Origin of the sequence: Vibrio sp. 1731 (assembly GCF_033339955.1) — a bacterium.
GTDB classification, from domain to species: domain Bacteria; phylum Pseudomonadota; class Gammaproteobacteria; order Enterobacterales; family Vibrionaceae; genus Vibrio; species Vibrio alginolyticus.
Genome location: NZ_JAWOVO010000016.1, coordinates 33,325 through 55,986, shown reverse-complemented (window position 1 = coordinate 55,986; position 22,662 = coordinate 33,325). Strand labels below are relative to the sequence as shown.

General features: G+C 45.2%; 20 protein-coding genes. 18 read left to right on the top strand and 2 right to left on the bottom strand.

What is annotated here, in order from left to right; genetic code table 11:
• Positions 1-15: 15 nt before the first annotated feature.
• The 18 genes from frr (at position 16) to R7035_RS17530 (ending at position 20,176) form a co-directional block, all read left to right on the top strand.
• Complete coding sequence (gene frr, locus R7035_RS17615) at positions 16-573, top strand: ribosome recycling factor (protein ID WP_005380330.1); 558 nt, start codon at positions 16-18, stop codon at positions 571-573.
• A gap of 96 nt (positions 574-669) precedes the next feature.
• The gene (locus tag R7035_RS17610; protein ID WP_005380331.1) at positions 670-1,425 is read left to right on the top strand and encodes an isoprenyl transferase; all 756 of its coding nucleotides are present in this window, start codon (positions 670-672) and stop codon (positions 1,423-1,425) included.
• A gap of 12 nt (positions 1,426-1,437) precedes the next feature.
• Complete coding sequence (locus tag R7035_RS17605; RefSeq protein ID WP_005385351.1) at positions 1,438-2,280, top strand: phosphatidate cytidylyltransferase; 843 nt, start codon at positions 1,438-1,440, stop codon at positions 2,278-2,280.
• A gap of 50 nt (positions 2,281-2,330) precedes the next feature.
• Positions 2,331-3,536: a 1-deoxy-D-xylulose-5-phosphate reductoisomerase gene (gene ispC, locus R7035_RS17600; protein ID WP_005385353.1), complete on the top strand. Its 1,206-nt coding sequence runs from the start codon at positions 2,331-2,333 to the stop codon at positions 3,534-3,536.
• Positions 3,536-4,894, top strand: a complete 1,359-nt coding sequence (rseP, locus tag R7035_RS17595; protein WP_005380334.1) for a sigma E protease regulator RseP — start codon at positions 3,536-3,538, stop codon at positions 4,892-4,894. The genes ispC and rseP overlap by 1 nt, the downstream gene beginning before the upstream one ends.
• 44 nt (positions 4,895-4,938) lie before the next feature.
• Positions 4,939-7,353 carry an outer membrane protein assembly factor BamA gene (bamA, locus tag R7035_RS17590; protein WP_005391802.1) on the top strand — a complete coding sequence of 805 codons (2,415 nt, stop codon included), beginning with the start codon at positions 4,939-4,941 and terminating at the stop codon, positions 7,351-7,353.
• A 13-nt stretch (positions 7,354-7,366) separates the two neighbouring features.
• Positions 7,367-7,876: an OmpH family outer membrane protein gene (locus tag R7035_RS17585; RefSeq protein ID WP_165935368.1), complete on the top strand. Its 510-nt coding sequence runs from the start codon at positions 7,367-7,369 to the stop codon at positions 7,874-7,876.
• 6 nt (positions 7,877-7,882) lie between these two features.
• Positions 7,883-8,914: a UDP-3-O-(3-hydroxymyristoyl)glucosamine N-acyltransferase gene (lpxD, locus tag R7035_RS17580; protein WP_005380347.1), complete on the top strand. Its 1,032-nt coding sequence runs from the start codon at positions 7,883-7,885 to the stop codon at positions 8,912-8,914.
• 232 nt (positions 8,915-9,146) lie between these two features.
• Positions 9,147-9,599: a 3-hydroxyacyl-ACP dehydratase FabZ gene (gene fabZ, locus R7035_RS17575; RefSeq protein WP_005380349.1), complete on the top strand. Its 453-nt coding sequence runs from the start codon at positions 9,147-9,149 to the stop codon at positions 9,597-9,599.
• 1 nt (position 9,600) lies between these two features.
• The gene (gene lpxA / locus R7035_RS17570; protein ID WP_005380357.1) at positions 9,601-10,389 is read left to right on the top strand and encodes an acyl-ACP--UDP-N-acetylglucosamine O-acyltransferase; all 789 of its coding nucleotides are present in this window, start codon (positions 9,601-9,603) and stop codon (positions 10,387-10,389) included.
• A 119-nt stretch (positions 10,390-10,508) separates the two neighbouring features.
• A complete protein-coding gene (gene lpxB, locus R7035_RS17565) occupies positions 10,509-11,648 on the top strand; it encodes a lipid-A-disaccharide synthase (RefSeq protein WP_017636041.1) in 1,140 nt (379 codons plus the stop codon).
• A gap of 9 nt (positions 11,649-11,657) precedes the next feature.
• Positions 11,658-12,293, top strand: a complete 636-nt coding sequence (gene rnhB, locus R7035_RS17560; RefSeq protein ID WP_085570097.1) for a ribonuclease HII — start codon at positions 11,658-11,660, stop codon at positions 12,291-12,293.
• Between the two features lie 81 nt (positions 12,294-12,374).
• Entirely contained in the window at positions 12,375-15,854 is a 3,480-nt protein-coding gene (dnaE, locus tag R7035_RS17555; RefSeq protein ID WP_005385364.1) for a DNA polymerase III subunit alpha, read from the top strand.
• 46 nt (positions 15,855-15,900) lie between these two features.
• Entirely contained in the window at positions 15,901-16,860 is a 960-nt protein-coding gene (accA, locus tag R7035_RS17550; RefSeq protein WP_005380365.1) for an acetyl-CoA carboxylase carboxyl transferase subunit alpha, read from the top strand.
• 107 nt (positions 16,861-16,967) lie between these two features.
• Positions 16,968-18,278, top strand: coding sequence for a tRNA lysidine(34) synthetase TilS (gene tilS, locus R7035_RS17545; RefSeq protein ID WP_053349817.1), 1,311 nt, complete (start codon positions 16,968-16,970; stop codon positions 18,276-18,278).
• A gap of 70 nt (positions 18,279-18,348) precedes the next feature.
• On the top strand, positions 18,349-18,663 hold the full coding sequence (locus R7035_RS17540) for a c-type cytochrome (RefSeq protein ID WP_033905507.1): 315 nt from the start codon (positions 18,349-18,351) through the stop codon (positions 18,661-18,663).
• Between the two features lie 188 nt (positions 18,664-18,851).
• Positions 18,852-19,190, top strand: coding sequence for a nitrogen regulatory protein P-II (glnB, locus tag R7035_RS17535; protein ID WP_005380372.1), 339 nt, complete (start codon positions 18,852-18,854; stop codon positions 19,188-19,190).
• A gap of 140 nt (positions 19,191-19,330) precedes the next feature.
• On the top strand, positions 19,331-20,176 hold the full coding sequence (locus tag R7035_RS17530; protein ID WP_318146208.1) for an endonuclease/exonuclease/phosphatase family protein: 846 nt from the start codon (positions 19,331-19,333) through the stop codon (positions 20,174-20,176).
• A 1-nt stretch (position 20,177) separates the two neighbouring features.
• On the opposite strand, the gene R7035_RS17525 is transcribed toward R7035_RS17530, so the two are convergent.
• Positions 20,178-20,864: a YIP1 family protein gene (locus R7035_RS17525; RefSeq protein ID WP_132936886.1), complete on the bottom strand. Its 687-nt coding sequence runs from the start codon at positions 20,862-20,864 to the stop codon at positions 20,178-20,180.
• A complete protein-coding gene (locus R7035_RS17520; protein ID WP_005391819.1) occupies positions 20,861-22,444 on the bottom strand; it encodes a LysM peptidoglycan-binding domain-containing protein in 1,584 nt (527 codons plus the stop codon). The genes R7035_RS17525 and R7035_RS17520 overlap by 4 nt, the downstream gene beginning before the upstream one ends.
• Positions 22,445-22,662: the final 218 nt, after the last annotated feature.

Below are 22,662 nucleotides of genomic sequence, written 5' to 3'. Positions count from 1 at the left end.
TTTTAAGGTGAAACTGTGATTAACGAAATCAAAAAAGACGCGCAAGAGCGCATGGATAAAAGCGTTGAAGCGCTTAAGAACAACCTTTCTAAAATTCGTACAGGTCGTGCACACCCAAGCCTACTATCTGGTATTTCTGTAGAATACTACGGTGCAGCAACACCTCTAAACCAAGTAGCAAACGTTATTGCTGAAGATGCGCGTACACTTGCAATCACGGTTTTTGATAAAGAGCTGACGCCGAAAGTAGAAAAAGCGATCATGACGTCTGACCTTGGTCTAAACCCTATGTCAGCTGGCACTATCATCCGCGTTCCACTTCCACCGCTAACGGAAGAGCGTCGTAAAGACCTAGTTAAGATCGTTCGTGGTGAAGCTGAAGGTGGTCGTGTTGCTGTTCGTAACATCCGTCGTGACGCAAACAACGATCTTAAAGCGCTTCTAAAAGATAAAGAAATCTCTGAAGATGAAGACCGTAAAGCACAAGACGAAATTCAAAAGCTAACTGACGTTGCAGTTAAGAAGATCGATGAAGTTCTTGCTGCAAAAGAAAAAGAGTTGATGGAAGTTTAATACTCCCACACACATCACTGTTGGAAAACGCTGTGCTCACAGCTCAGCGTTTTTTTATGTTAGTCTATCCAACTGATGGAACTCAATTAACTCCCTATGCAAAATTCTCAAGCCTTCTCTGATTCCCTTCCTAAGCATATTGCCATCATTATGGACGGTAATGGCCGTTGGGCTAAGTCCAAAGGAAAACCTCGCGTATTTGGTCATAAAAAAGGCGTTAGTGCCGTTCGTAAGACCGTGGCTGCTGCTTCAAAACTAGGCATTAGAGCCATGACGCTGTTTGCTTTTAGTAGTGAAAACTGGCGTCGTCCGGAGGAAGAAGTGGGTCTTTTGATGGAACTGTTTATCACGGTCCTGTCTAGTGAAGTAAAAAAACTACACAAAAATAACTTACGGTTGCGCGTGATCGGTGATACCAGTCGATTTAGTGAGCGTCTACAAAAGAAAATTGTAGAAGCAGAAAACCTAACGGCAGATAACACGGGTATGGTGATCAACATTGCAGCCAACTATGGCGGTAAATGGGACATCACAGAAGCTGCTAAAACGTTAGCGCTAAAAGCACGTAACGGTGAAATTCGTGTAGAGGATATCAATGAGCAGCTAATCACTGAGCATTTGACCATGGCAGACCTACCGGAAGTGGATCTTTTAATTCGCACCAGTGGAGAGTGCCGCATCAGCAACTTTATGTTGTGGCAAATGGCTTATGCAGAAATGTACTTTACACCAGAGTACTGGCCAGAATTCGATGAAGACAGTTTGGTAGAAGCTGTAACTTGGTTTATCAACCGAGAACGTCGTTTTGGCTGTACAGGTGAACAAATAAAGGCATTGATGGCAGCTCAATAAGGACTAGTTAGTTTGAAACAGAGAATAATAACAGCACTAATTTTAGCTCCCCTGGTTATTTTAGGCATTTTTAAATTACCGCTAATGGGCTTTATTGCCGCTTTAACTGCAATAACGCTATTAGGTTTTTGGGAGTGGACTCAGTTTACAGGAAGCAACTCTCGCATTGCTGCCCTTGTGCCGGCAATCATTATTACCGGACTTAGTTTTCTATACATCTCGCCTGATGCATATAGCCTCAATCACTTAACGACACCTCATTATGTCGTCTTGGGTATTGGTTTTGTTTGGTGGATTATTGCTAGCTTAATGGCGATTACTTACCCCAAAACGACGAAATCTTGGCAAAGTAATTTTGTTTTACGTCATGTATTTGGTTTTCTGACATTAATTCCATTCCTTTGGAGTGTGATTATTCTCAGAGCGTATGACATCACTGTAGATCCATACCACGGCGCAAAGCTTGTGTTGTACGTTTGTTTCTTGGTATGGGCTGCAGATAGCGGCGCCTACTTTGCAGGCAAAAGCTTAGGCAAACGTAAGATGGCTCCTCATGTAAGCCCCAATAAAACCATTGAAGGGCTAATTGGTGGCATTATCACGGCATTAATCGTAGCGTGGGCATTTGCTGATTGGTTCGATATCCAGTTCACTAGCCCTGTCCATATGGTGCTAATTACGCTGGTTACTGTCGTTATTTCAGTGCTTGGTGATCTGGTTGAAAGTATGTTCAAACGTGTCTCAGGCATTAAAGACAGTAGTAACATTATCCCAGGGCACGGTGGTGTGCTAGATCGTATCGACAGCCTAACCGCAGCATTCCCAGTTTTTGCTCTTCTTTACTACGTATTCTAATTTATCAGGAGCGGCGTCGTCGCTCCTGAGCTTTCTAACGGTCTTACAACATGCAAAAGTTAACGATTCTTGGTGCTACTGGATCAATTGGTGCAAGCACGCTTAAAGTGGTCGAACAAAACCCAGATCTGTTTTCTGTCGTTGCCTTAGCGGCAAGCACTAACGTTGAAAAGATGATCGGTCTATGTCGTCAGTGGCAACCTAAGTATGCGGTCATGGCAGATAAAGCTGCGGCGTCTCAACTTCAAGCTGAGCTACACTCGGTTTCGCCAGGTACCGAAGTGCTAGGTGGTGTTGATGCGCTATGCCATATTGCTTCGCTGGACGAGGTCGACAGTGTAATGGCTGCTATTGTAGGAGCCGCTGGCTTATTGCCTACCATGGCTGCCGTGAAAGCAGGTAAGCGAGTCTTGTTGGCAAATAAAGAAGCACTTGTAATGTCAGGCCAGCTATTTATTGATGCTGTAGAAGAATTTGGCGCAGAGCTACTTCCCGTCGACAGTGAACACAACGCCATTTTCCAATGTTTACCACAGCAAGTACAAACCAATCTAGGTCGTTGCAATTTACAAGAACATGGCATTTCTCATATTTTGTTGACTGGATCTGGTGGTCCTTTCCGTTACACTGACATCGCAGAACTGGAGCAGGTGACACCCGCTCAGGCGATCGCTCATCCAAACTGGTCGATGGGGCCAAAGATTTCTGTTGATTCTGCCACGATGATGAATAAAGGCCTTGAGTATATCGAAGCTAAGTGGCTATTTAATGCTGCTCGCGAACAACTGAAGGTGGTTATTCATCCTCAATCGGTAATTCATTCTATGGTTCAGTATCGTGATGGTTCGGTCTTGGCACAAATGGGAGAAGCGGATATGGCGACGCCAATTGCGCTCACCATGTCATACCCGTCAAGAGTAGAAGCTGGGGTTAAGCCGCTAGACTTCACGAAAGTTGGTGAGCTGACGTTTTTGCAGCCTGACTTTGCTCGTTACCCATGTTTAAAACTCGCAATTGATGCTTGTTATGAAGGTCAACACGCAACAACGGCATTGAATGCAGCTAATGAAGTCGCTGTTGATGCATTTTTAAATAACAGACTAGGTTTTACCGATATTGCTCGCATCAATGAGTCTGTGTTGAATAAAATCAACGCAAGCTGCAAGGCTGAGAATGCGAATAGCTTGGAAAGCTTGCTCGAGCTAGATAGAATGGCACGAACTATTGCCCTAGAAACCATACGCGAGCGTAGCTGATGACTGGTATATTGTGGAATCTCATTTCTTTTATCGTCGCACTGGGCATTCTTGTTGCCGTGCACGAATTTGGGCACTTTTGGGTTGCTCGCCGTTGCGGCGTTAAAGTTGAAAAGTTTTCAATCGGCTTCGGCAAGTCTATTTGGAGTAAAGTAGGCAAAGACGGAACGGAGTACAGCATCTCAATGATCCCTCTCGGCGGCTATGTGAAAATGGTTGATAGCCGTGTCGATGAGGTGCCAGAGCATGAGAAGCACCTAGCGTTTGATAAGAAGCCGTTATGGAAGCGAACCTCTATTGTTGCGGCTGGCCCCATCTTTAATTTTCTTTTCGCAATTTTTGCCTATTGGCTGGTATTTCTAATTGGTATCCCAGCTGTTAAGCCTGTAATTGGTGAAGTTACGCCCAATTCGATTGTTGCGGAAGCTGGAATTGAATCTGGAATGGAACTTAAATCGATATCTGGTATCAAAACTCCGGATTGGGAATCAGTAAATATGGGATTGATTTCTCATATTGGCGATGATTTGATGACGGTAACACTAACGTCAGCGAATGAAGTTGGTTCAGAAGTAACGAAAACGCTCGATTTACGTGAGTGGAAGTTCGACCCAGAAACTCAGTCAGCGATGCAGTCGTTAGGTTTTGCTCCGTATACACCGGAGGTGTATCGAGTTATCGAGCAGGTCTCGCAAGGTGGAGCGGCGGAAAAAGCCGGTGTGCTTCCAGGTGATGAGGTTGTCGCAATTGGTCAACAACGCGTAACCGAATGGAAGCAAGTGGTTGAAGCGGTTCGTTCTAATCCTGATACACCGCTTGAATTGACGGTGTTACGTCAGGGTTATGAGCAAACATTGACGCTGACGCCCGGTAGCCGTGAGCTAGCTAACAAAGAAGTCGTTGGTTTTGCAGGTATTGCACCTAAAGTCGCAGAATGGCCAGAAAGTTATCGCTTCGATCTTCAGTTTGGTGTATTCGAGTCAATAGGTAAAGCAGTAGACAAAACTGGCCAAGTCATTGGTTTGACAATCAGCATGCTTAAGAAGCTGATTGTTGGAGACGTTGGTCTGAATAATCTGAGTGGACCAATATCAATAGCCAAAGGCGCAGGCGCGACAGCAGATTATGGTTTGGTCTACTTTTTAGGTTTTCTCGCTCTAATTAGTGTTAACCTAGGTATTATTAACCTCGTTCCTTTACCAATGTTGGATGGCGGTCATTTGTTGTTTTTTGCAATTGAAGCAGTCATTCGACGTCCTGTTCCTGAGAAAGTGCAGGAAATGGGCTTTAGAATTGGTGGTGCGATCATCTTCTCGCTCATGGCGTTAGCGCTATTTAATGATTTTACTCGTCTGTGATAGTTCAGAGACAAAAGCAGTAGCAAGGAATAATTAGAACAAGTATGGCGATTAAGCGAATTCTATTTGCAAGTTTACTGGCGACCAGTGTATCTGCAAATGGAGCAGAGAACTTCGTAGTTCAAGATATTGAAATCGATGGATTGCAGCGTGTAGCACTGGGTGCTGCATTGTTGAAAATGCCTGTACGTGTCGGTGATACCATTGGCCAAGGCGATGTTGCAGAAATTATCCGCGCCCTGTATGCATCTGGTAACTTTGAAGATGTGAAAGTGTTGCGTGACGGTGGTGTTCTGATGGTTCAAGTCAAAGAACGTCCTACCATTGCAAGCATCTCTTTTTCAGGTAACAAAGCAATCAAGGACGAGCAGCTACAAGAAAACCTGAACGCGTCTGGCGTTCGTGAAGGTGAAGCGCTTGACCGCACCACGCTAAGCAACATTGAAAAAGGCTTAGAAGACTTTTACTACAGCGTAGGTAAATACAACGCAACAGTAAAAGCGGTGGTGACTCCACTACCACGTAATCGTTCTGATCTTAAGTTTGTCTTTACTGAAGGTGTGTCGGCAAAAATTCAGCAAATCAACTTTATCGGTAATGAAGTGTTCAGTGATGAAGAACTGCTTTCGCGCTTTAACTTAAATGTTGATGTGCCGTGGTGGAATTTCCTTTCTGATGAAAAGTATCAAAAGCAAGTTCTTGCAGGTGATATTGAAGCACTCAAATCATTCTACCTGGATCGTGGTTACTTAAAATTTAACGTTGATTCGACACAAGTTGCAATCTCTCCTGACAAGAAAGGGGTATACATTACTCTTGGTCTAGAAGAGGGCGAGGTTTACACCGTTAAGGACGTGAAGTTCCGTGGTGATTTGATTGGTGAGGAAGCGACGTTCGAAAGACTTGTGCCATTTGAAGACAATGAGACATACAACGGCTCGTTGGTGACTTCAATGGAAGAAGGGATTAAGCGTGTGCTTGGTGAGTCCGGTTATGCTTATCCTCAAGTGAATACCATTCCAGAGTTTGACGACGAGAATCAAGAAGTTTCTTTGGTCGTTAACGTAGACCCGGGTAACCGAATTTATGTTCGTGATATTCGCTTCACGGGTAATAACTCAACCAAAGATGAAGTCCTTCGTCGTGAAATGCGTCAGATGGAAGGCAGTTGGTTGAACTCGAAATCGATTGAAACGGGTAAAACTCGTCTAAATCGTTTGGGCTACTTTGAAAATGTTGAAGTACAGACGGTTCGAGTTCCTGGTAGTGATGATCAAGTTGACCTAGTTTACTCTGTCAAAGAAGCAAACTCTGGTAGTGTTAACTTCGGTGTTGGCTACGGTACAGAATCGGGTGTGAGCTTCCAGGTTGGCCTGCAACAAGATAACTTTATTGGTAGCGGTAACCGTGTTGGTATCAACGCGATGATGAATGACTACCAGAAAAACATCAGTCTAGATTACCGTGATCCGTACTGGAACTTAGACGGTGTAAGCTTAGGTGGTAAGGTTTTCTATAACGAATTTGAAGCTAAAGAAGCCAATATCGTTGACTATACCAACGAAAGCTATGGCGCGAGCTTAACGTGGGGCTTCCCATTCGATGAGTTGAACCGTTTTGAATTCGGTGTCGGTTATACGCACAACAAGATCGGTAACTTATCGCCTTACTTGCAGGTAGAGCAGTTCTTACGAGCACAAGCAGACAACATTGATTCTAGTGGAGCGTTGAACACAAACGACTTCGACTTCAATATCTCTTGGACACGTAATAACTTAAACCGTGGCTATTTCCCAACAGCAGGTAACCATCAACGTGCATTCTATAAAATGACCGTACCTGGCTCTGACGTTCAATATTTCAAAATGCAGTACGATGTTCGTCAGTATGTGCCATTGACTAAAAAGCACGAGTTTACCCTCTTGTTCCGTGGCCGCTTAGGTTACGGTAATGGTTACGGTCAAACGGATGGTAACGATAACTTGTTCCCATTCTACGAAAACTACTACGCAGGTGGCTTTACATCGCTTCGTGGCTTTGGCTCAAACTCTGTTGGTCCTAAAGCGGTTTACCGTGATACATCTGGTTCAAACAATGGCGCAGATACAGCAACAGATGACTCTGTTGGTGGTAACGCCGTAGCGCTAGCAAGTGTTGAGTTGATTGTCCCAACACCATTTGCATCAGAAGAAGTACAAAACCAAATTCGTACCAGTATCTTCTTTGATATGGCAAGTGTTTGGGATACGGAGTTTGACTACCGCGATTCAGGTGCGGAATATGGTGACCGTTACTACTACGATTACTCAGATCCAACCAACTACCGCTCTTCTTACGGTGCGGCGTTGCAGTGGATGTCTCCAATGGGGCCACTAGTATTCTCACTAGCGAAACCAATTAAGAAATTTGATGGCGATGATGAAGAGTTCTTCACATTCACTATCGGTAGAACTTTCTAAAGAGGAAAATATTTTGAATAAAATGATCAAAGCGGCTGGGATTGGCCTTCTTGCACTGAGCTCTTCAATGTTTGCAAATGCGGCAGAAGCTGCACAGAAAATTGCTTACGTAAATACAGCTCAAGTTTTTCAAGCTCTTCCTCAACGTGAAGTTGTACTACAAAAAATGCAGAAAGACTTCAAAAGCAAAGCTGATGAACTGAAGTCAATCCAAGCACAAGCTAAAACAAAGATTGAGAAGCTACAACGTGACGGCGAGCTTTTGGGTCAAGACGAAGTTGAAAAGCTACGTATCGATATCGCGAAGCTCGACAGCGAGTACAAAGTGAAAGCACAAGCACTTGAAAAAGCAAGTGCGCGTCGTGAAGCTGAAGAAAAAGCGAAGCTTTTCAAAACGATTCAAGATGCAGTTAAGAAAGTCGCAGACAAAAATGGTTACGATCTTGTGATTGATATCTCTGCTTTGCAGTACGGCAAGCCAGAATACAATATCTCTGAAGACGTAATTAAAGCTCTAAAATAAGAAGTTATGAAGACATTAACATTAGCCGAATTGGCGACAATTACCGGGGGTGAGCTGTTTGGTGACGAGTCTCTCGTTGTAAGCCGTGTTGCTCCAATGGATAAAGCACAAGAAGGTGACGTAACCTTCTTGTCTAACCCAAAATACGCAAAACACCTTTCTGAGTGCCAAGCTACCGTTGTTATGGTAAAGGCTGAGCATAAAGATCAATGCGTTGGAAATGCGCTAGTGGTTTCAGACCCTTATGTCGCATTTGCTCGTGTGGTCCAAGCGATGGATACCACACCAAAACCGGCAGACGATATTGCACCAAGTGCTGTGATTGCCGCTGACGTTAAGATGGGTGAGAACGTTACAATCGGCGCTAACGCTGTGATTGAAACGGGCGTGGAACTCGGCGACAACGTAAGTGTTGGTGCTGGTTGTTTTATCGGTAAGAACGCCAAGCTAGGGAATAACACCAAGCTTTGGGCTAATGTCACTATCTACCATGAAGTGTCATTGGGTGATGACTGTCTCGTTCAATCGGGTACCGTCATTGGCTCTGATGGCTTCGGTTACGCGAATGACAAAGGCGAGTGGATTAAAATTCCTCAGCTTGGTTCAGTGCGTATCGGTAACCGCGTTGAGATTGGTGCTTGTACTACGATTGACCGCGGTGCACTCGAAGATACTATCATTGAAGACAATGTCATTCTGGATAACCAACTTCAAATCGCGCACAACGTGCAGATCGGATATGGTACCGTGATGCCTGGTGGTACTATTGTCGCGGGCAGTACAAAAATTGGTAAGTACTGCCAGATTGGCGGCGCGTCTGTTCTGAATGGCCATATCACTATCGCAGATGGTGTGGCGATTACAGGTATGGGCATGGTAATGCGCAGTATCGAAGAAAAAGGCCTTTACTCATCAGGTATCCCACTACAAACGAACAGAGAGTGGCGTAAGACCGCAACTCGAGTTCACCGTATTGATGAGATGAATAAGCGCCTAAAAGCGGTTGAAAAACAGCTGGAACAGAAAGAAGAAATTTAGAACAAGTTATCTTTCGCTCTGTATTTAACACGAAGGCTAACAAGTTCTAGTTCCATATTCTGTAAGAAGACTCGCGAAATGCGGGTCTTTTTCTTCTATAATGACGCGCTCTAAGTAGATTTAACTCCAAGATGGTGCGTATTTTGCTAGTATATTGCAAAGCGATTCGGCTTTACGACCTGTTGCCACGTTTGCCATCTTGGCGGCAAAAAATTGATATAGGAAGACGACTTTGACTACTGAAAAGAAAACGATGAACATCTCTGAAATTCAAGAGCTACTACCTCATCGCTACCCATTCTTATTGATCGACCGAGTGATAGACTTCCAAGAAGAGAAGTACCTTCACGCGATTAAAAACGTGTCGGTTAACGAACCTCAGTTCACAGGTCACTTTCCTCAACTACCAGTATTCCCAGGTGTTTTGATTTTAGAAGCAATGGCTCAGGCAACAGGCTTACTTGCATTTAAATCATTTGGTGCACCAACAGAAAATGAACTGTACTACTTTGCAAGCGTAGACGGCGCGAAATTCCGTAAACCAGTGGTTCCGGGCGACCAATTGGTTATTGAGGTAGAATTTCTGAAAGAACGTCGCGGCATTGCTGCATTTAGCGGTGTAGCAAAAGTTGACGGCGAAGTGGTATGTTCTGCAGAACTGAAGTGTGCTCGTCGAGAGTTTTAATATGATTCATGAAACCGCTAAAATCCACCCGGCAGCGGTGGTAGAAGAGGGCGCCAAAATTGGTGCTAACGTAACAGTAGGTCCTTTTACGTACATCACCTCTACGGTTGAAATTGGTGAAGGCACAGAAGTGATGTCTCACGTTGTGATCAAAGGTCACACAACTATTGGCAAAGATAACCGTATTTTCCCACATGCTGTCATTGGTGAAGAAAACCAAGACAAAAAATACGGTGGTGAAGACACAACTGTGGTTATCGGTGACCGTAACGTCATTCGTGAAGCGGTCCAAGTTCACCGCGGCACAGTGCAAGACAAAGCAACCACGATCATTGGTGATGACAACTTATTGTGTGTGAATGCACACGTTGCGCATGATGTTGTTATTGGTAACCACACTCATATCGGTAATAACTCGATTCTTGGTGGTCACGTTACTGTTGATGACTATGCCGGTGTGATGGCACTGTCTGCGATTCATCCGTTTTGTACAGTGGGCGCTTACGCATACATTGGCGGCTGTTCAGCTGTGGTGCAAGATGTCCCAGCTTATGTACTCGCGCAAGGTAACCACGCTACTCCATTCGGCTTGAACCTTGTTGGCTTGAAGCGTAATGGCTTTGAGAAACCAGAGATTCGTGCGCTACAAAAAGCGTATAAAGAAATCTACCGTTCAGGTAAGACGCTAGAAGAAGTGAAGCCTATTCTGGCTGAAATGGCTCAAGAGTGGCCGGCTGTGAAGCGTTTCTCAGATATTCTGGAAACGACGGAACGTGGCATTATTCGTTAATTGGCGAATGAACCAATAAATAAAAAGATCGTGACCAAATTTGAGGTTACGATCTTTTTGTGTTTTATGGATAAGGCAAACCGTTATCCATAGCGCACAGGAAAAATAGCGAAGTAGATATGGAAAGACCATTACGTATTGGCATCATTGCCGGAGAATTGTCTGGCGATACGCTAGGTGAAGGCTTTATCAAAGCAGTAAAGCAACAATATCCAGACGCAGAGTTCGTAGGCATTGGTGGTCCGAAAATGATAGCCCAAGGTTGCGAGTCTCTGTTTGATATGGAAGAGCTTGCGGTGATGGGATTAGTCGAGGTTTTAGGCCGCTTACCGAGACTTCTTAAAGTGAAAGCTGAGCTCGTTCAGTATTTTACTCAGAATCCGCCTGATGTTTTCATCGGGATCGATGCTCCTGACTTCAACTTACGCCTGGAGCTTGACCTCAAGCAAGCGGGCATTAAAACCGTTCATTACGTGAGTCCGTCTGTTTGGGCTTGGCGTCAGAAGCGCATCTTTAAAATAGAAGCGGCAACGAACTTGGTGCTAGCATTTCTTCCGTTTGAGAAAGCGTTCTACGACAAATTTAATGTACCTTGCGAGTTCATTGGTCATACCTTGGCTGATGCCATCCCACTAGAATCAGAACAAGCGCCTGCACGTGAGTTGCTTGGTTTAGAACAAGATAAAAAGTGGCTTGCTGTCCTGCCAGGCAGTCGTGGTAGCGAGTTAAAAATGCTCTCAGAGCCATTTATTGAAACCTGCAAGTTACTCCATAAAAAATTTCCAGAACTGGGGTTTGTTGTCGCGCTTGTTAATCAAAAACGCCGTGAGCAGTTTGAACAAGCATGGAAAGAGCTAGCGCCAGAGTTGGACTTCAAGTTAGTTGATGACACCGCACGCAACGTCATCACCGCATCCGATGCCGTGATGTTGGCCTCCGGTACCGTAGCGTTGGAGTGTATGCTTCTCAAGCGTCCAATGGTGGTGGGTTATCGTGTGAATGCATTTACTGCTTTCTTAGCTAAACGTCTATTGAAAACGAAGTATGTGTCATTGCCGAATATCTTGGCGGATGATGAGCTCGTCAAAGAATATCTACAAGATGAGTGCACACCAGACAATTTGTTTACTGAGGTTTCTCGCTTATTGGAAAGCGACAATAAACCGATGTTAGATAAGTTTACGGAAATGCATCATTGGATCCGTAAAGATGCGGATCAACAAGCCGCAAACGCGGTTCTAAAACTGATTGAAAAATAGAGATTTATCATGGCTGTTAAACCAAAAGCGACCAAAACCAAAGTTGAACTCCCTCCGTTTGAATATCCGCAAGGTTACCAGCTTGTGGCCGGAGTCGACGAGGTAGGACGTGGCCCTTTGGTGGGAGACGTCGTCACCGCTGCGGTTATCCTTGATCCTCACAATCCTATTGAAGGGTTGAACGATTCGAAAAAATTGACCGAAAAGAAACGCATGGCGTTGCTTCCTGAAATCAAAGAAAAAGCATTGGCGTGGGCGGTCGGGCGTTGTTCTCCTGAAGAAATCGATCAACTGAATATTTTGCAGGCGACTATGGTTGCGATGCAGCGTGCAGTGGCGGGGTTACAGGTTCAACCTGATTTGGTGTTGATTGATGGTAACCGTTGTCCGGAGCTGCCAATGGATGCTCAAGCTGTAGTAAAAGGCGATCTACGTGTTGCCGAAATCAGTGCGGCGTCAATTATTGCCAAAGTCGTGCGTGACCAAGAGATGGAAGAGTTGGATAAACTTCATCCACAATTTGGCTTCGCGAAGCACAAAGGTTACCCAACTAAAGCGCACTTTGAAGCGATTGAGCAACACGGAGTGATCAGTGAACACCGCAAGAGTTTCAAGCCAGTAAAAAAAGCGTTAGGCATAGAATAATCAAACGATCTAATTGGTGTTATAAACCCAACCTCTTTAGGTTAGAATCCCCAACAAAATAGAGTTACACGGTACCTGTTAATGTCAGATCCCAAATTCATCCACCTGCGTGTTCATAGTGACTTCTCGATGGTGGATGGCCTCAACAAAGTTCCGCCAATCGTAAAGAAAGTTGCTGAGCTCGGTATGCCCGCAATGGCGTTGACCGACTTTACCAACCTATGTGGTTTGGTGAAGTTTTACGGTACGGCGCATGGCAGTGGTGTTAAACCGATCATTGGTGCTGACTTTAAAATGCAGTCGGACGAGTTTGGTGAAGAGCTGACACAAGTGACTTTGCTTGCGGCGGATAATGTAGGTTATAAGAACCTGACGTTATTGATATCAAAAGCGTACTTACGTGGACATGTTCAACACCACCCTGTGATTGATAAAGCCTGGTTGGCTGAAATGTCTGAAGGCTTGATTGTATTATCCGGCGGTAAAAGCGGGGAAATTGGTCGCGGCCTTTTGAAAGGCAACCGTCAAATAGTGCAGGGGTGTGTTGATTTTTATAAACAGCATTTTCCAGATCGCTTTTATCTTGAGCTACTTCGTACCGGTCGTCCAGATGAAGAAACTTATCTTCACTTTGCGGTTGAATTGGCAGAGCAGCAAGACTTGCCAGTAGTGGCGACCAATGAAGTTGTATTCCTGAGTCCAGACCTATTTGATGCTCATGAAATACGCGTAGCGATTCACGATGGTTACACATTAGAAGATCCGCGTAGGCCAAAAAACTACAGTCCGCAGCAATATCTTCGTACAGAAGAAGAAATGTGTGAGCTGTTTGCTGATATTCCTGAAGCGTTAGAAAACAGTGTCGAGATAGCGAAGCGTTGTAACGTGACTGTGCGCTTAGGTGAGTACTTCCTACCAGCTTTCCCAACCGAAGGGATGAAAGAGACTGAGTTCCTAGTCATGAAATCCCGAGAGGGGTTGGAAGAGCGTTTAGAGTTCCTATTTCCAGATGAGGAAGAGAGAAAACGTCGCCGCCCTGAATATGATGAACGTCTTCAGATAGAGCTAGATGTTATCAACCAAATGGGATTTCCTGGTTACTTCTTGATCGTAATGGAGTTCATCCAGTGGTCAAAAGATAATGGAATTCCTGTCGGTCCTGGACGTGGTTCCGGTGCTGGTTCTTTGGTGGCTTACGCACTAAAAATCACCGATCTGGATCCACTAGAATACGACTTGCTGTTCGAACGTTTCTTGAACCCAGAACGTGTTTCGATGCCCGATTTCGACGTCGATTTCTGTATGGATAAACGTGACCAGGTTATTGACCACGTTGCGGAAATGTACGGTCGTGACGCGGTGTCTCAGATCATCACGTTTGGTACCATGGCGGCAAAAGCGGTAATCCGTGACGTTGGCCGCGTATTGGGCCACCCATTTGGTTTTGTTGATCGTATTTCAAAGCTGATCCCGCCCGATCCAGGTATGACGCTAGATAAAGCGTTTAAAGCTGAACCTGCACTACCTGAATTGTATGAGGCCGATGAGGAAGTTAAAGAACTCATCGACATGTGTCATATTTTGGAAGGCTGTACGCGAAACGCCGGTAAACACGCTGGTGGTGTTGTAATTTCACCTACAACAATTACCGATTTTGCGCCAATTTATGCAGACGCTGAAGGTCACTTTCCGGTTACTCAATTTGATAAAAACGATGTTGAGACCGCTGGCCTAGTTAAGTTTGACTTCTTAGGTTTACGTACCTTAACCATTATTGACTGGGCGTTAGGGCTGATTAACCCACGCCTAGAGCGAGAAGGTAAAGAACCGGTTCAAATTGAATCCATACCGTTAGAAGACCCCGCCTCTTTCCGTTTGTTGCAAAACTCTGAAACGACAGCAGTATTCCAGCTTGAATCTCGAGGCATGAAAGAGCTGATCAAACGACTTCAGCCAGACTGTTTCGAAGACATCATCGCATTGGTAGCACTCTTCCGTCCGGGTCCTTTGCAATCGGGCATGGTAGATAACTTTATCGACCGTAAACATGGTCGAGAAGCGATCTCTTATCCAGATGAAAAGTGGCAACACGAGTCGCTAAAAGAGACGCTAGATCCAACCTACGGCATCATCCTGTACCAAGAGCAGGTAATGCAGATTGCGCAGATCTTAGCAGGTTACACGCTAGGTGGTGCGGACATGCTTCGTCGTGCAATGGGTAAGAAAAAGCCAGAAGAGATGGCAAAACAACGTGCTATCTTTGAAGAAGGTGCGATAAAGAACGGTATCGATGGCGAGTTGGCGATGAAAATCTTCGACTTGGTAGAGAAGTTCGCCGGTTATGGTTTTAACAAATCGCACTCTGCTGCTTATGCATTGGTTTCTTATCAGACTCTTTGGCTGAAAACACATTACCCTGCCGAATTTATGGCTGCGGTAATGACAGCCGATATGGATAACACGGAAAAAGTCGTTGGCTTGGTCGATGAGTGTTTCCGTATGAAGCTCACCGTGCTGCCACCAGACATCAACTCTGGCTTATATCGCTTTAATGTTGATGAAAATGGCGCAATTGTTTACGGTATTGGTGCGATAAAAGGGGTAGGTGAGGGTCCTATCGATGCGATTCTTGAGGCGAGAAATAAAGGTGGTCACTTTAAAGACCTATTTGATTTCTGTGCTCGAGTTGATCTAAAACGCGTCAATAAACGAGTGATAGAGAAGCTGATTTACGCGGGCGCGTTGGATCGACTAGGCCCACACCGCGCGGCGATGATGGCGTCACTCAATGATGCGGTAAAAGCAGCAAGTCAACATCACCAAGCTGAAGCGTTTGGTCAAACGGATATGTTTGGTGTGCTAACGGATGCACCTGAAGAAGTAGAGCATAAGTATACGCAGGTTCCGCCTTGGCCAGAAAAAGTGTGGTTAGAGGGCGAGCGTGATACCCTAGGTCTATATTTGACAGGGCACCCAATTAACGCCTACGTAAAGGAACTAAACAAATACACCAGTTGTCGACTAAAAGACGCAACGCCCACTCGCCGCGACCAATCTGTCACGGTGGCAGGTCTGGTTATTGCCGCTCGTGTAATGACGACTAAGCGTGGTACACGAATTGGCATTATGACACTGGATGACCGAAGTGGTCGCATGGAAGTGATGTTGTTCTCAGATGCACTGGATCGATACGCTGAACTTCTCGAAAAAGACAGAATTTTGGTCGTTTCTGGACAGGTCAGCTTTGATGACTTCAACGGTGGCCTTAAAATGTCGGCGCGTGAAGTTATGGATCTCGGCAGTGCGCGCGAGAAATACGCTCGTGGTTTGTCGGTATCGATAGATGCAAATCAGATCAACGATCAGTTTTTTGAGCAGTTCAGCCGTATTTTAGAGCCGCACAAAGCCGGAACCGTACCCGTCAATGTATACTACCAGCGTGCCGACGCCAGAGCGCGGTTAACATTGGGCACCGAGTGGCGAGTTACGCCAAGTGATACATTACTCGACGATTTAAAACAGTTGCTTGGCAAAAGCCAGGTAGAACTCGAATTTAACTAAAAATTCAGCGCAATATGTTAGACGCTGAGTAAACAAGGATTCATAGATGAGCCTAAACTTTCTTGAATTTGAAAAGCCAATTGCAGAACTAGAAGCGAAAATTGAAGCATTACGTGATGTCTCTCGTCACGGTGGTGATTCTGCGATTGACCTGGATAAAGAAATCGAACAGCTTGAGAAGAAAAGCTTAGAGCTGAAGAAAAAAACCTTCAGTGACCTAGGTGCATGGGAAACAGCTCAACTGGCTCGTCACCCACTACGTCCTTACACGCTGGATTACATCCAACACGCTTTTGAGGAGTTTGATGAATTAGCGGGTGACCGCGCGTTTGCAGACGACAAAGCGATTGTGGGTGGCATGGCTCGCCTTGAAGGCCGCCCTGTGATGATCATTGGTCACCAAAAAGGTCGTGAGACCAAAGAAAAGGTGAAACGTAACTTTGGTATGCCGAAACCAGAAGGCTACCGTAAGGCTCTACGCTTGATGGAAATGGCAGAGCGTTTCAACATGCCGATCATCACATTTATTGACACGGCTGGCGCATACCCAGGTGTGGGCGCAGAAGAACGTGGTCAATCTGAAGCTATCGCGAAAAACCTAAAAGTGATGTCTGGTCTTAAAGTACCAGTAATCTGTAACGTTGTCGGTGAAGGCGGTTCTGGTGGTGCATTAGCAATCGGTGTAGGCGACTACGTGAACATGCTTCAGTACTCTACGTACTCAGTAATTTCTCCTGAGGGTTGTGCTTCAATCTTATGGCGTGATTCAGACAAAGCGCCACAAGCGGCAGAGGCAATGGGCCTAACTGCTCCGCGTCTTAAAGAGCTTGAACTGATCGACGAAATCATTGAAGAGCCACTAGGCGGCGCTCATCGCGATCATGTTCAAATGGCAGCGAATATGAAAGCGACACTACTTCGTCAGCTAGAAGATCTAGAACAATTGGATGAAGAGACGCTACGTGAGCGTCGTTACCAGCGTCTAATGAGCTACGGTTACTGTTAATTTCGGTGATTGCTATTAAGCGTTAGCTGATATCTCAAGTGATAACAGTTAAAATAGAAAGGGTTGGATGAGAGTCCAGCCCTTTTTTTGTACCTATCGGATCGCTTATGGAATCGCTTTACCCGCATTTTGCTCAAGTTCTCGGCCGCTACTATCAATTAGGCACTAAGGTTGTCTTGGCGTTTAGCGGAGGAGTGGATTCACGTCTTTTACTCGAATTACTCAGTCGCTACCAACAAGCGCACTCTGTAGAGTGTCACGCTGTGTATGTGCACCATGGTTTAAGCTCGAATGCCGATAATTGGGCCGATAAATGCTTACTTTGGGCACAACAAGTGGGGATATCGTGCTCGATCGAGCGAGTGAGCTTAGACATCAGCAATGGTGAAAGTATTGAACTTCTTGCTCGTGAAGCTCGCTACCAAGCCTTAACTAAGTACATTCAAGAAGGTGATATACTGTTGACTGGTCAACATGCCGACGATCAAATAGAGACTTTTCTCCTTGCGCTTAAGCGCGGCAGCGGGCCTAAAGGGTTATCTTCGATGGCGGAGAGTATGCCGTTTTCTTGCGGATCTCTAGTTCGACCATTGCTTACTATCAAGCGGAAGACCATCGAAGAAGCCGCTACTAAATTAGGCTTGGAGTGGGTGGAAGACGAAAGCAATCAAGATACCCGTTATGATCGTAACTTTCTTCGTCATTGTGTTATTCCTGAATTGTCTGGTCGCTGGCCGAGTATCCATCAAGCGGTTCAGCGCAGTGCAAGTTTATGTGCTCAACAAGAAGCGCTATTGGATGAACTATTGAGCGCGGTGTTTGAACGCGCTTTACAAACGGATCTAAGTTTGAGTATTGAAGAACTGGCTAAGCACAGTGGATTAGCGCGTGCGCGCTTGATTCGTATGTGGCTGTCTAAGCTTAATACTAGTATGCCGACTCAGGTACAACTCAATCTCATCTGGAATGAAGTCGCATTAGCTCAGCAAGATGCCAACCCCAAACTACAACTTAAACAAGGTGAAGTGCGCCGTTTTCGAAATTGTCTCTATTGGGTAACGGAAACGGCTGACGTCACTGAGTGGCAAAGTACGATTCAAGTTGATGCGACTTTGTCGCTGCCAGAGCGGCTAGGGGAGCTGACCTTAACGACGAGTTCTAGCAACGCAACGATTGCGCTTCCGAGTCAGCCAGAATTGCTTCGCGTGACCTTTAATCCGGAAGGCTTATCAGCGCATCCAACCACGCGTAATCACAGTCGAAAACTGAAGAAGTTGTTCCAAGAATACAATGTGCCAAGCTGGCTGCGTCGTCAAATTCCGATTTTGATGTATCAAGACCGAGTCGTTGCTGTGGCAGATCTGTTCGTTGATCAGGCATTTAATGGTCAAGATTGTGAACTTATTTGGCGCAGGTAATGAAAATTCATGCCACAATGTCGATTATAAAATATAAAAATCCTTAAATAATAATTGATTAGGTGAAGCAATGAAGAAAACAATCATGGGTGCAATGGTGGCGTTAACCATGTTCAGTGGGCAAGCTCTAGCTGCGGGAGATGTCGCAGCAGGTCAAGCAAAGTCGGGAGTATGCGCGGCGTGTCATGGCGCTGATGGTATTGCTGTCATTCCGGGTTACCCAAATCTGAAAGGGCAAAATGAGCAATATATTATCAGTTCAATTAAAGCTTATAAAAATAAAGAGCGAACAGGTGGGCTTGCTGCTGTGATGCAAGCTCAAGCTTCATTGTTGTCTGATGAAGACATCGCTAACCTAGCGGCTTACTACGCAAGTTTGAAGTAAACGCGAGTCTGAAGTAAAGCTTGGACGATTGGGCATTGAGCAGTCCTCATTGGGTTTTATCAACTCACGATATTCGCTATGTTAATTTGCTCAGCCTGGATTTTCGCTGGTGGATCAGAGACAAACATTGAATGTTGCGAAACGCTAAACGATAATAAGCGCAATCGATTGAAGCTTAAGGGATGAACATGAAAAAAATTGAAGCGATTATCAAGCCATTTAAACTGGATGATGTTCGAGAAGCGCTAGCTGAAGTTGGCATTACAGGGATGACCGTCTCTGAAGTGAAAGGCTTTGGTCGCCAAAAAGGTCACACCGAGCTTTACCGTGGTGCAGAGTACATGGTGGACTTTCTACCTAAAGTGAAGCTCGAAATCGTTGTAACGGAAGATGTGGCTGATAAATGCGTAGAGACAATCATTGAAACCGCGCAAACTGGTAAGATTGGTGATGGTAAAATATTCGTCACTGATATTGAGCGTGTGGTTCGTATTCGTACTGGTGAAGAAGACGAAGACGCGATCTAAGGTTTCTTGTCACCTGTTTCGTATTTATTATGCTAAAAGGGAGCCAAGTGGCTCCTTTTTTGTTGTTTGCTTATTAGTGAAATCATTTAACCCGAGATTGGTTGTTCTAGATTTCGGGTGCCTACATTCAGGTTTGTCGTATGTTTAAGCGTTTTTTTCTGGCGTTAGCTTTTCTCGTAATAGCGGTATTGGTTGGCTTCCAGGTTATTTTCACCGTACCAGATCAGCCGCAAATTATTACTCAAACAGGTACCGAGCTGACACAAGATATCAGGTGCATCGAATTTAGCGATTCAAAAGCTCTCGATCATGACGGCAAAATCAATGTGCTTGTCTGGAATATCTACAAACAGAACCGGGCTAACTGGCAACGTGCACTCGATGAGTTTTCTGCTGATAAGCAGTTACTGTTATTGCAAGAAGTCAGCATGACACCATCATTTAAACAGTGGTTGGTGGATGGTCGCTGGGTTAGTAATCAAGTGAGTGCTTTTAAGGCGCTGGGTAGCGGTGCCGGTGTAATTAGTATTGCTCAAGGGCAACCAGAAAAAGCCTGCGCTTACACCTCTAAAGAGCCGTGGCTTCGCTTACCTAAGTCTGCATTATATAGCCAGTATCACTTGAGTAATGGCGAGAAACTCGCAGTGGTGAATGTACATGCGATTAACTTCACCGTAGGTACAAAAGAGTATGTATCGCAGTTAACGGCGCTTGAAATGCTTTTAAAGCATCATGTGGGGCCAATTCTATTTGCTGGAGACTTCAATAGCTGGAGTGAATCTCGCGTTAATGCGATGAGGCAGGCCTTAAAGGCTGCGGACTTACAAGAGGTGACGTTCTTGCCGGATCATCGAGTCCAATTTATAACAGGGTTACCACTGGACCATGTGTTTTACCGAGGTCTGACGCTTAAGTACGCAAAAGCGCCGCAGAGCGACGCTTCCGATCATAACCCATTGTTATTGTCATTTACGTTAAATAACTAGCTTAGGTTACCACAATATAAAGTGCCCAAATAACGTAGAAGAATACCCATGGCAGGCTTGCTATCACCAAAGCTTGGCCACGTTCAAACTCCGTCCACGTCAGTACAACGCCGTAGCCGAGCACAATGTACCAAGGCAGAAGCAAAGGTAACGAGCTAGCGAAATGAGACCATTCGTTAGTAAGAGGCAGCTTTAATAGACCATTGAGGCTATTTAAATCGGCAGCGTAAGTCATTACCTGACCATGCTTGAGTAGCAAGCTCGCGTAGCTTGCTACATCGCCCAATACTGCTGGGAATAAGATAGCACACGATGCGGCAAACCATTTCCAGTAACCGTATTGTTGTTTGCTTGCCTTTGTTGCAAGAAAGAACCAAAGCGCGAGCAATAGTAAGGTGGCAAAGCGGTTGAATACATCATTGATGATCGCGCTTGCCATTAGCGTGTTTGGTTCTAATAGCTCAATCTGCTTCGGGTCGATTTGCTGAAATTGCGCAGCAAGTTGGTCACTGAGCCACGTGAAATCGACATTCGAAAAGTAAGCACCCCAGAATAAAAACGGACTAAGCATCAGGAAGGTGAACGGTTGCCATCCCCATCCACCGCGTTGATAAAGCGCGAGAAAACAAGATGTTGGAGAACGAAAAATGTCCAACAGCATCACAAGTGGATTGCTTGATGGGTTCATACACTTACCTTCGTTACGTCAACGTACAACTTAAGCTTTTGACCTGGTTGTAAGTATTTTTTCTTGTGTAGCGAGTTCCATTTCACGATGTCGTTCGTTTTTACTTTGAACTTGCTTGCAATGCCGCTAATGGTGTCGCCAGAGCGAACGTTGTAGAAAACGGTACGGATCACAGAACCTTTGTCTGAGTCCTTCCATATCACTAGCTTTTGACCCACACGCAATGGATCTTTAGGGCTCATACCATTCCATTTAGCTAACGATTTATACGACACTTTATTGTTACGTGCGATTGACCACAGACTTTCTCCAGACTGAACGACATGGGTGAGCTTGAGTTGACCACGAGCACGAGATTGAGTCTTGTTTAATCGGTTTTGTGCCGTTAATGCGTATTTTGCATCGTCTTTTGTTGATGTCGGAATCAACAGGTATTGACCAATACGAATATTGTTATTCGATAGGCCGTTGGCACGTCGAATGACTTTCGTGGTTGTGCCGTATTTATTAGCTAGCACGCTTAAAGAGTCGCCAGATTTCACCTTGTAGCGAGCGACCTTCATCCCTTTACCGCGATTTTTCTCCACCTTGGTGAGAAAAGTCTCTTTTTTCTCTACGGGAATCAAAAGTTGGTGCGGCCCCTCAGGCGCTGTCGACCACTGGTTGTATGCTGGGTTGTAACTCTGCAACTCTTTTACGCTAATGCCGGCATAATCTGCGGCAATAGCCAGATCTAACTGCTCTTCTGGATCAACAAGCGTTAGAACAGGCTTGTTTGGAATTGCAGGAATATTAAGTCCGTACTTGTCTTGGTTTGCGATAACGTCAGCCAAGGCCAATAGCTTAGGAACGTAACTGCTGGTCTCTTTTGGTAAGTCTAATGAGAAGAAATCGATAGGTTTACCGAGCTTTTTATTCTTACGAATTGCGCTAGAAACTCGGCCTCCACCGCTGTTATAAGCGGCGATTGCATGTTCCCAGTTACCATCAAAACGCTCGTTTAGTTGTACTAGGTAGTCCAGCGCTGCATCCGTTGCTGCTGCCACATCTCTGCGACCGTCATACCAGTAGTTTTGCTCTAATCCCATCATTTTTCCGGTGCCTGGGACAAATTGCCACAACCCAGCCGCGCTACCATGTGAGTAGGCAAAGGCATCGAATGAACTTTCCACTACAGGAAGTAATGCAAGCTCCATTGGGAGTCCGCGCTCTTCGATACGTTTTGTGATCATGTATAGAAAAGGAGTCGCACGCTTAGATACCGTGTAAAGGTGATTTGGGTGCTTTAAATACCACGTACGGTAGTAGTCCACTTTCTTGTGGTTTGGGATATCCATGTCCAGCTGCATGGCGATACGTTGCCACACATCTTCTTGTTCTTGGGGGGAGAGAACTTTAGGCGCGTCGTTAGCGGATTTTTTTGCTAGTGACGATTTATTGCCCGGTTGAGCTTTTACTGCATTTTGCTTTGCAGTCTGCTCAGATTTATTGGTTTCTGGTGTAGAAGACGTTGAATCTGACTGAGTCAATTGACAGCCAGATAATAACAACGCCAACGCCCAAGTATACTTCAAACGCATGGATTCAGCCTATTTAGGGCCTGTTTATCTTCACCTGCCTGTCGCGCAACGTAATGTGCGTGGCAGTCGCAAGATAATAGACATCTTTTAAACACTAACTAATTTATAGAGGCAAAGAGCTTCTAATTATGCAATGGGGAGAAATTCAAATAGATTTATATCAACCCCAAACGTAAGAGAAGCGCCAGTGGCGCTTCTCGAAAAATCAGTCCCTGATA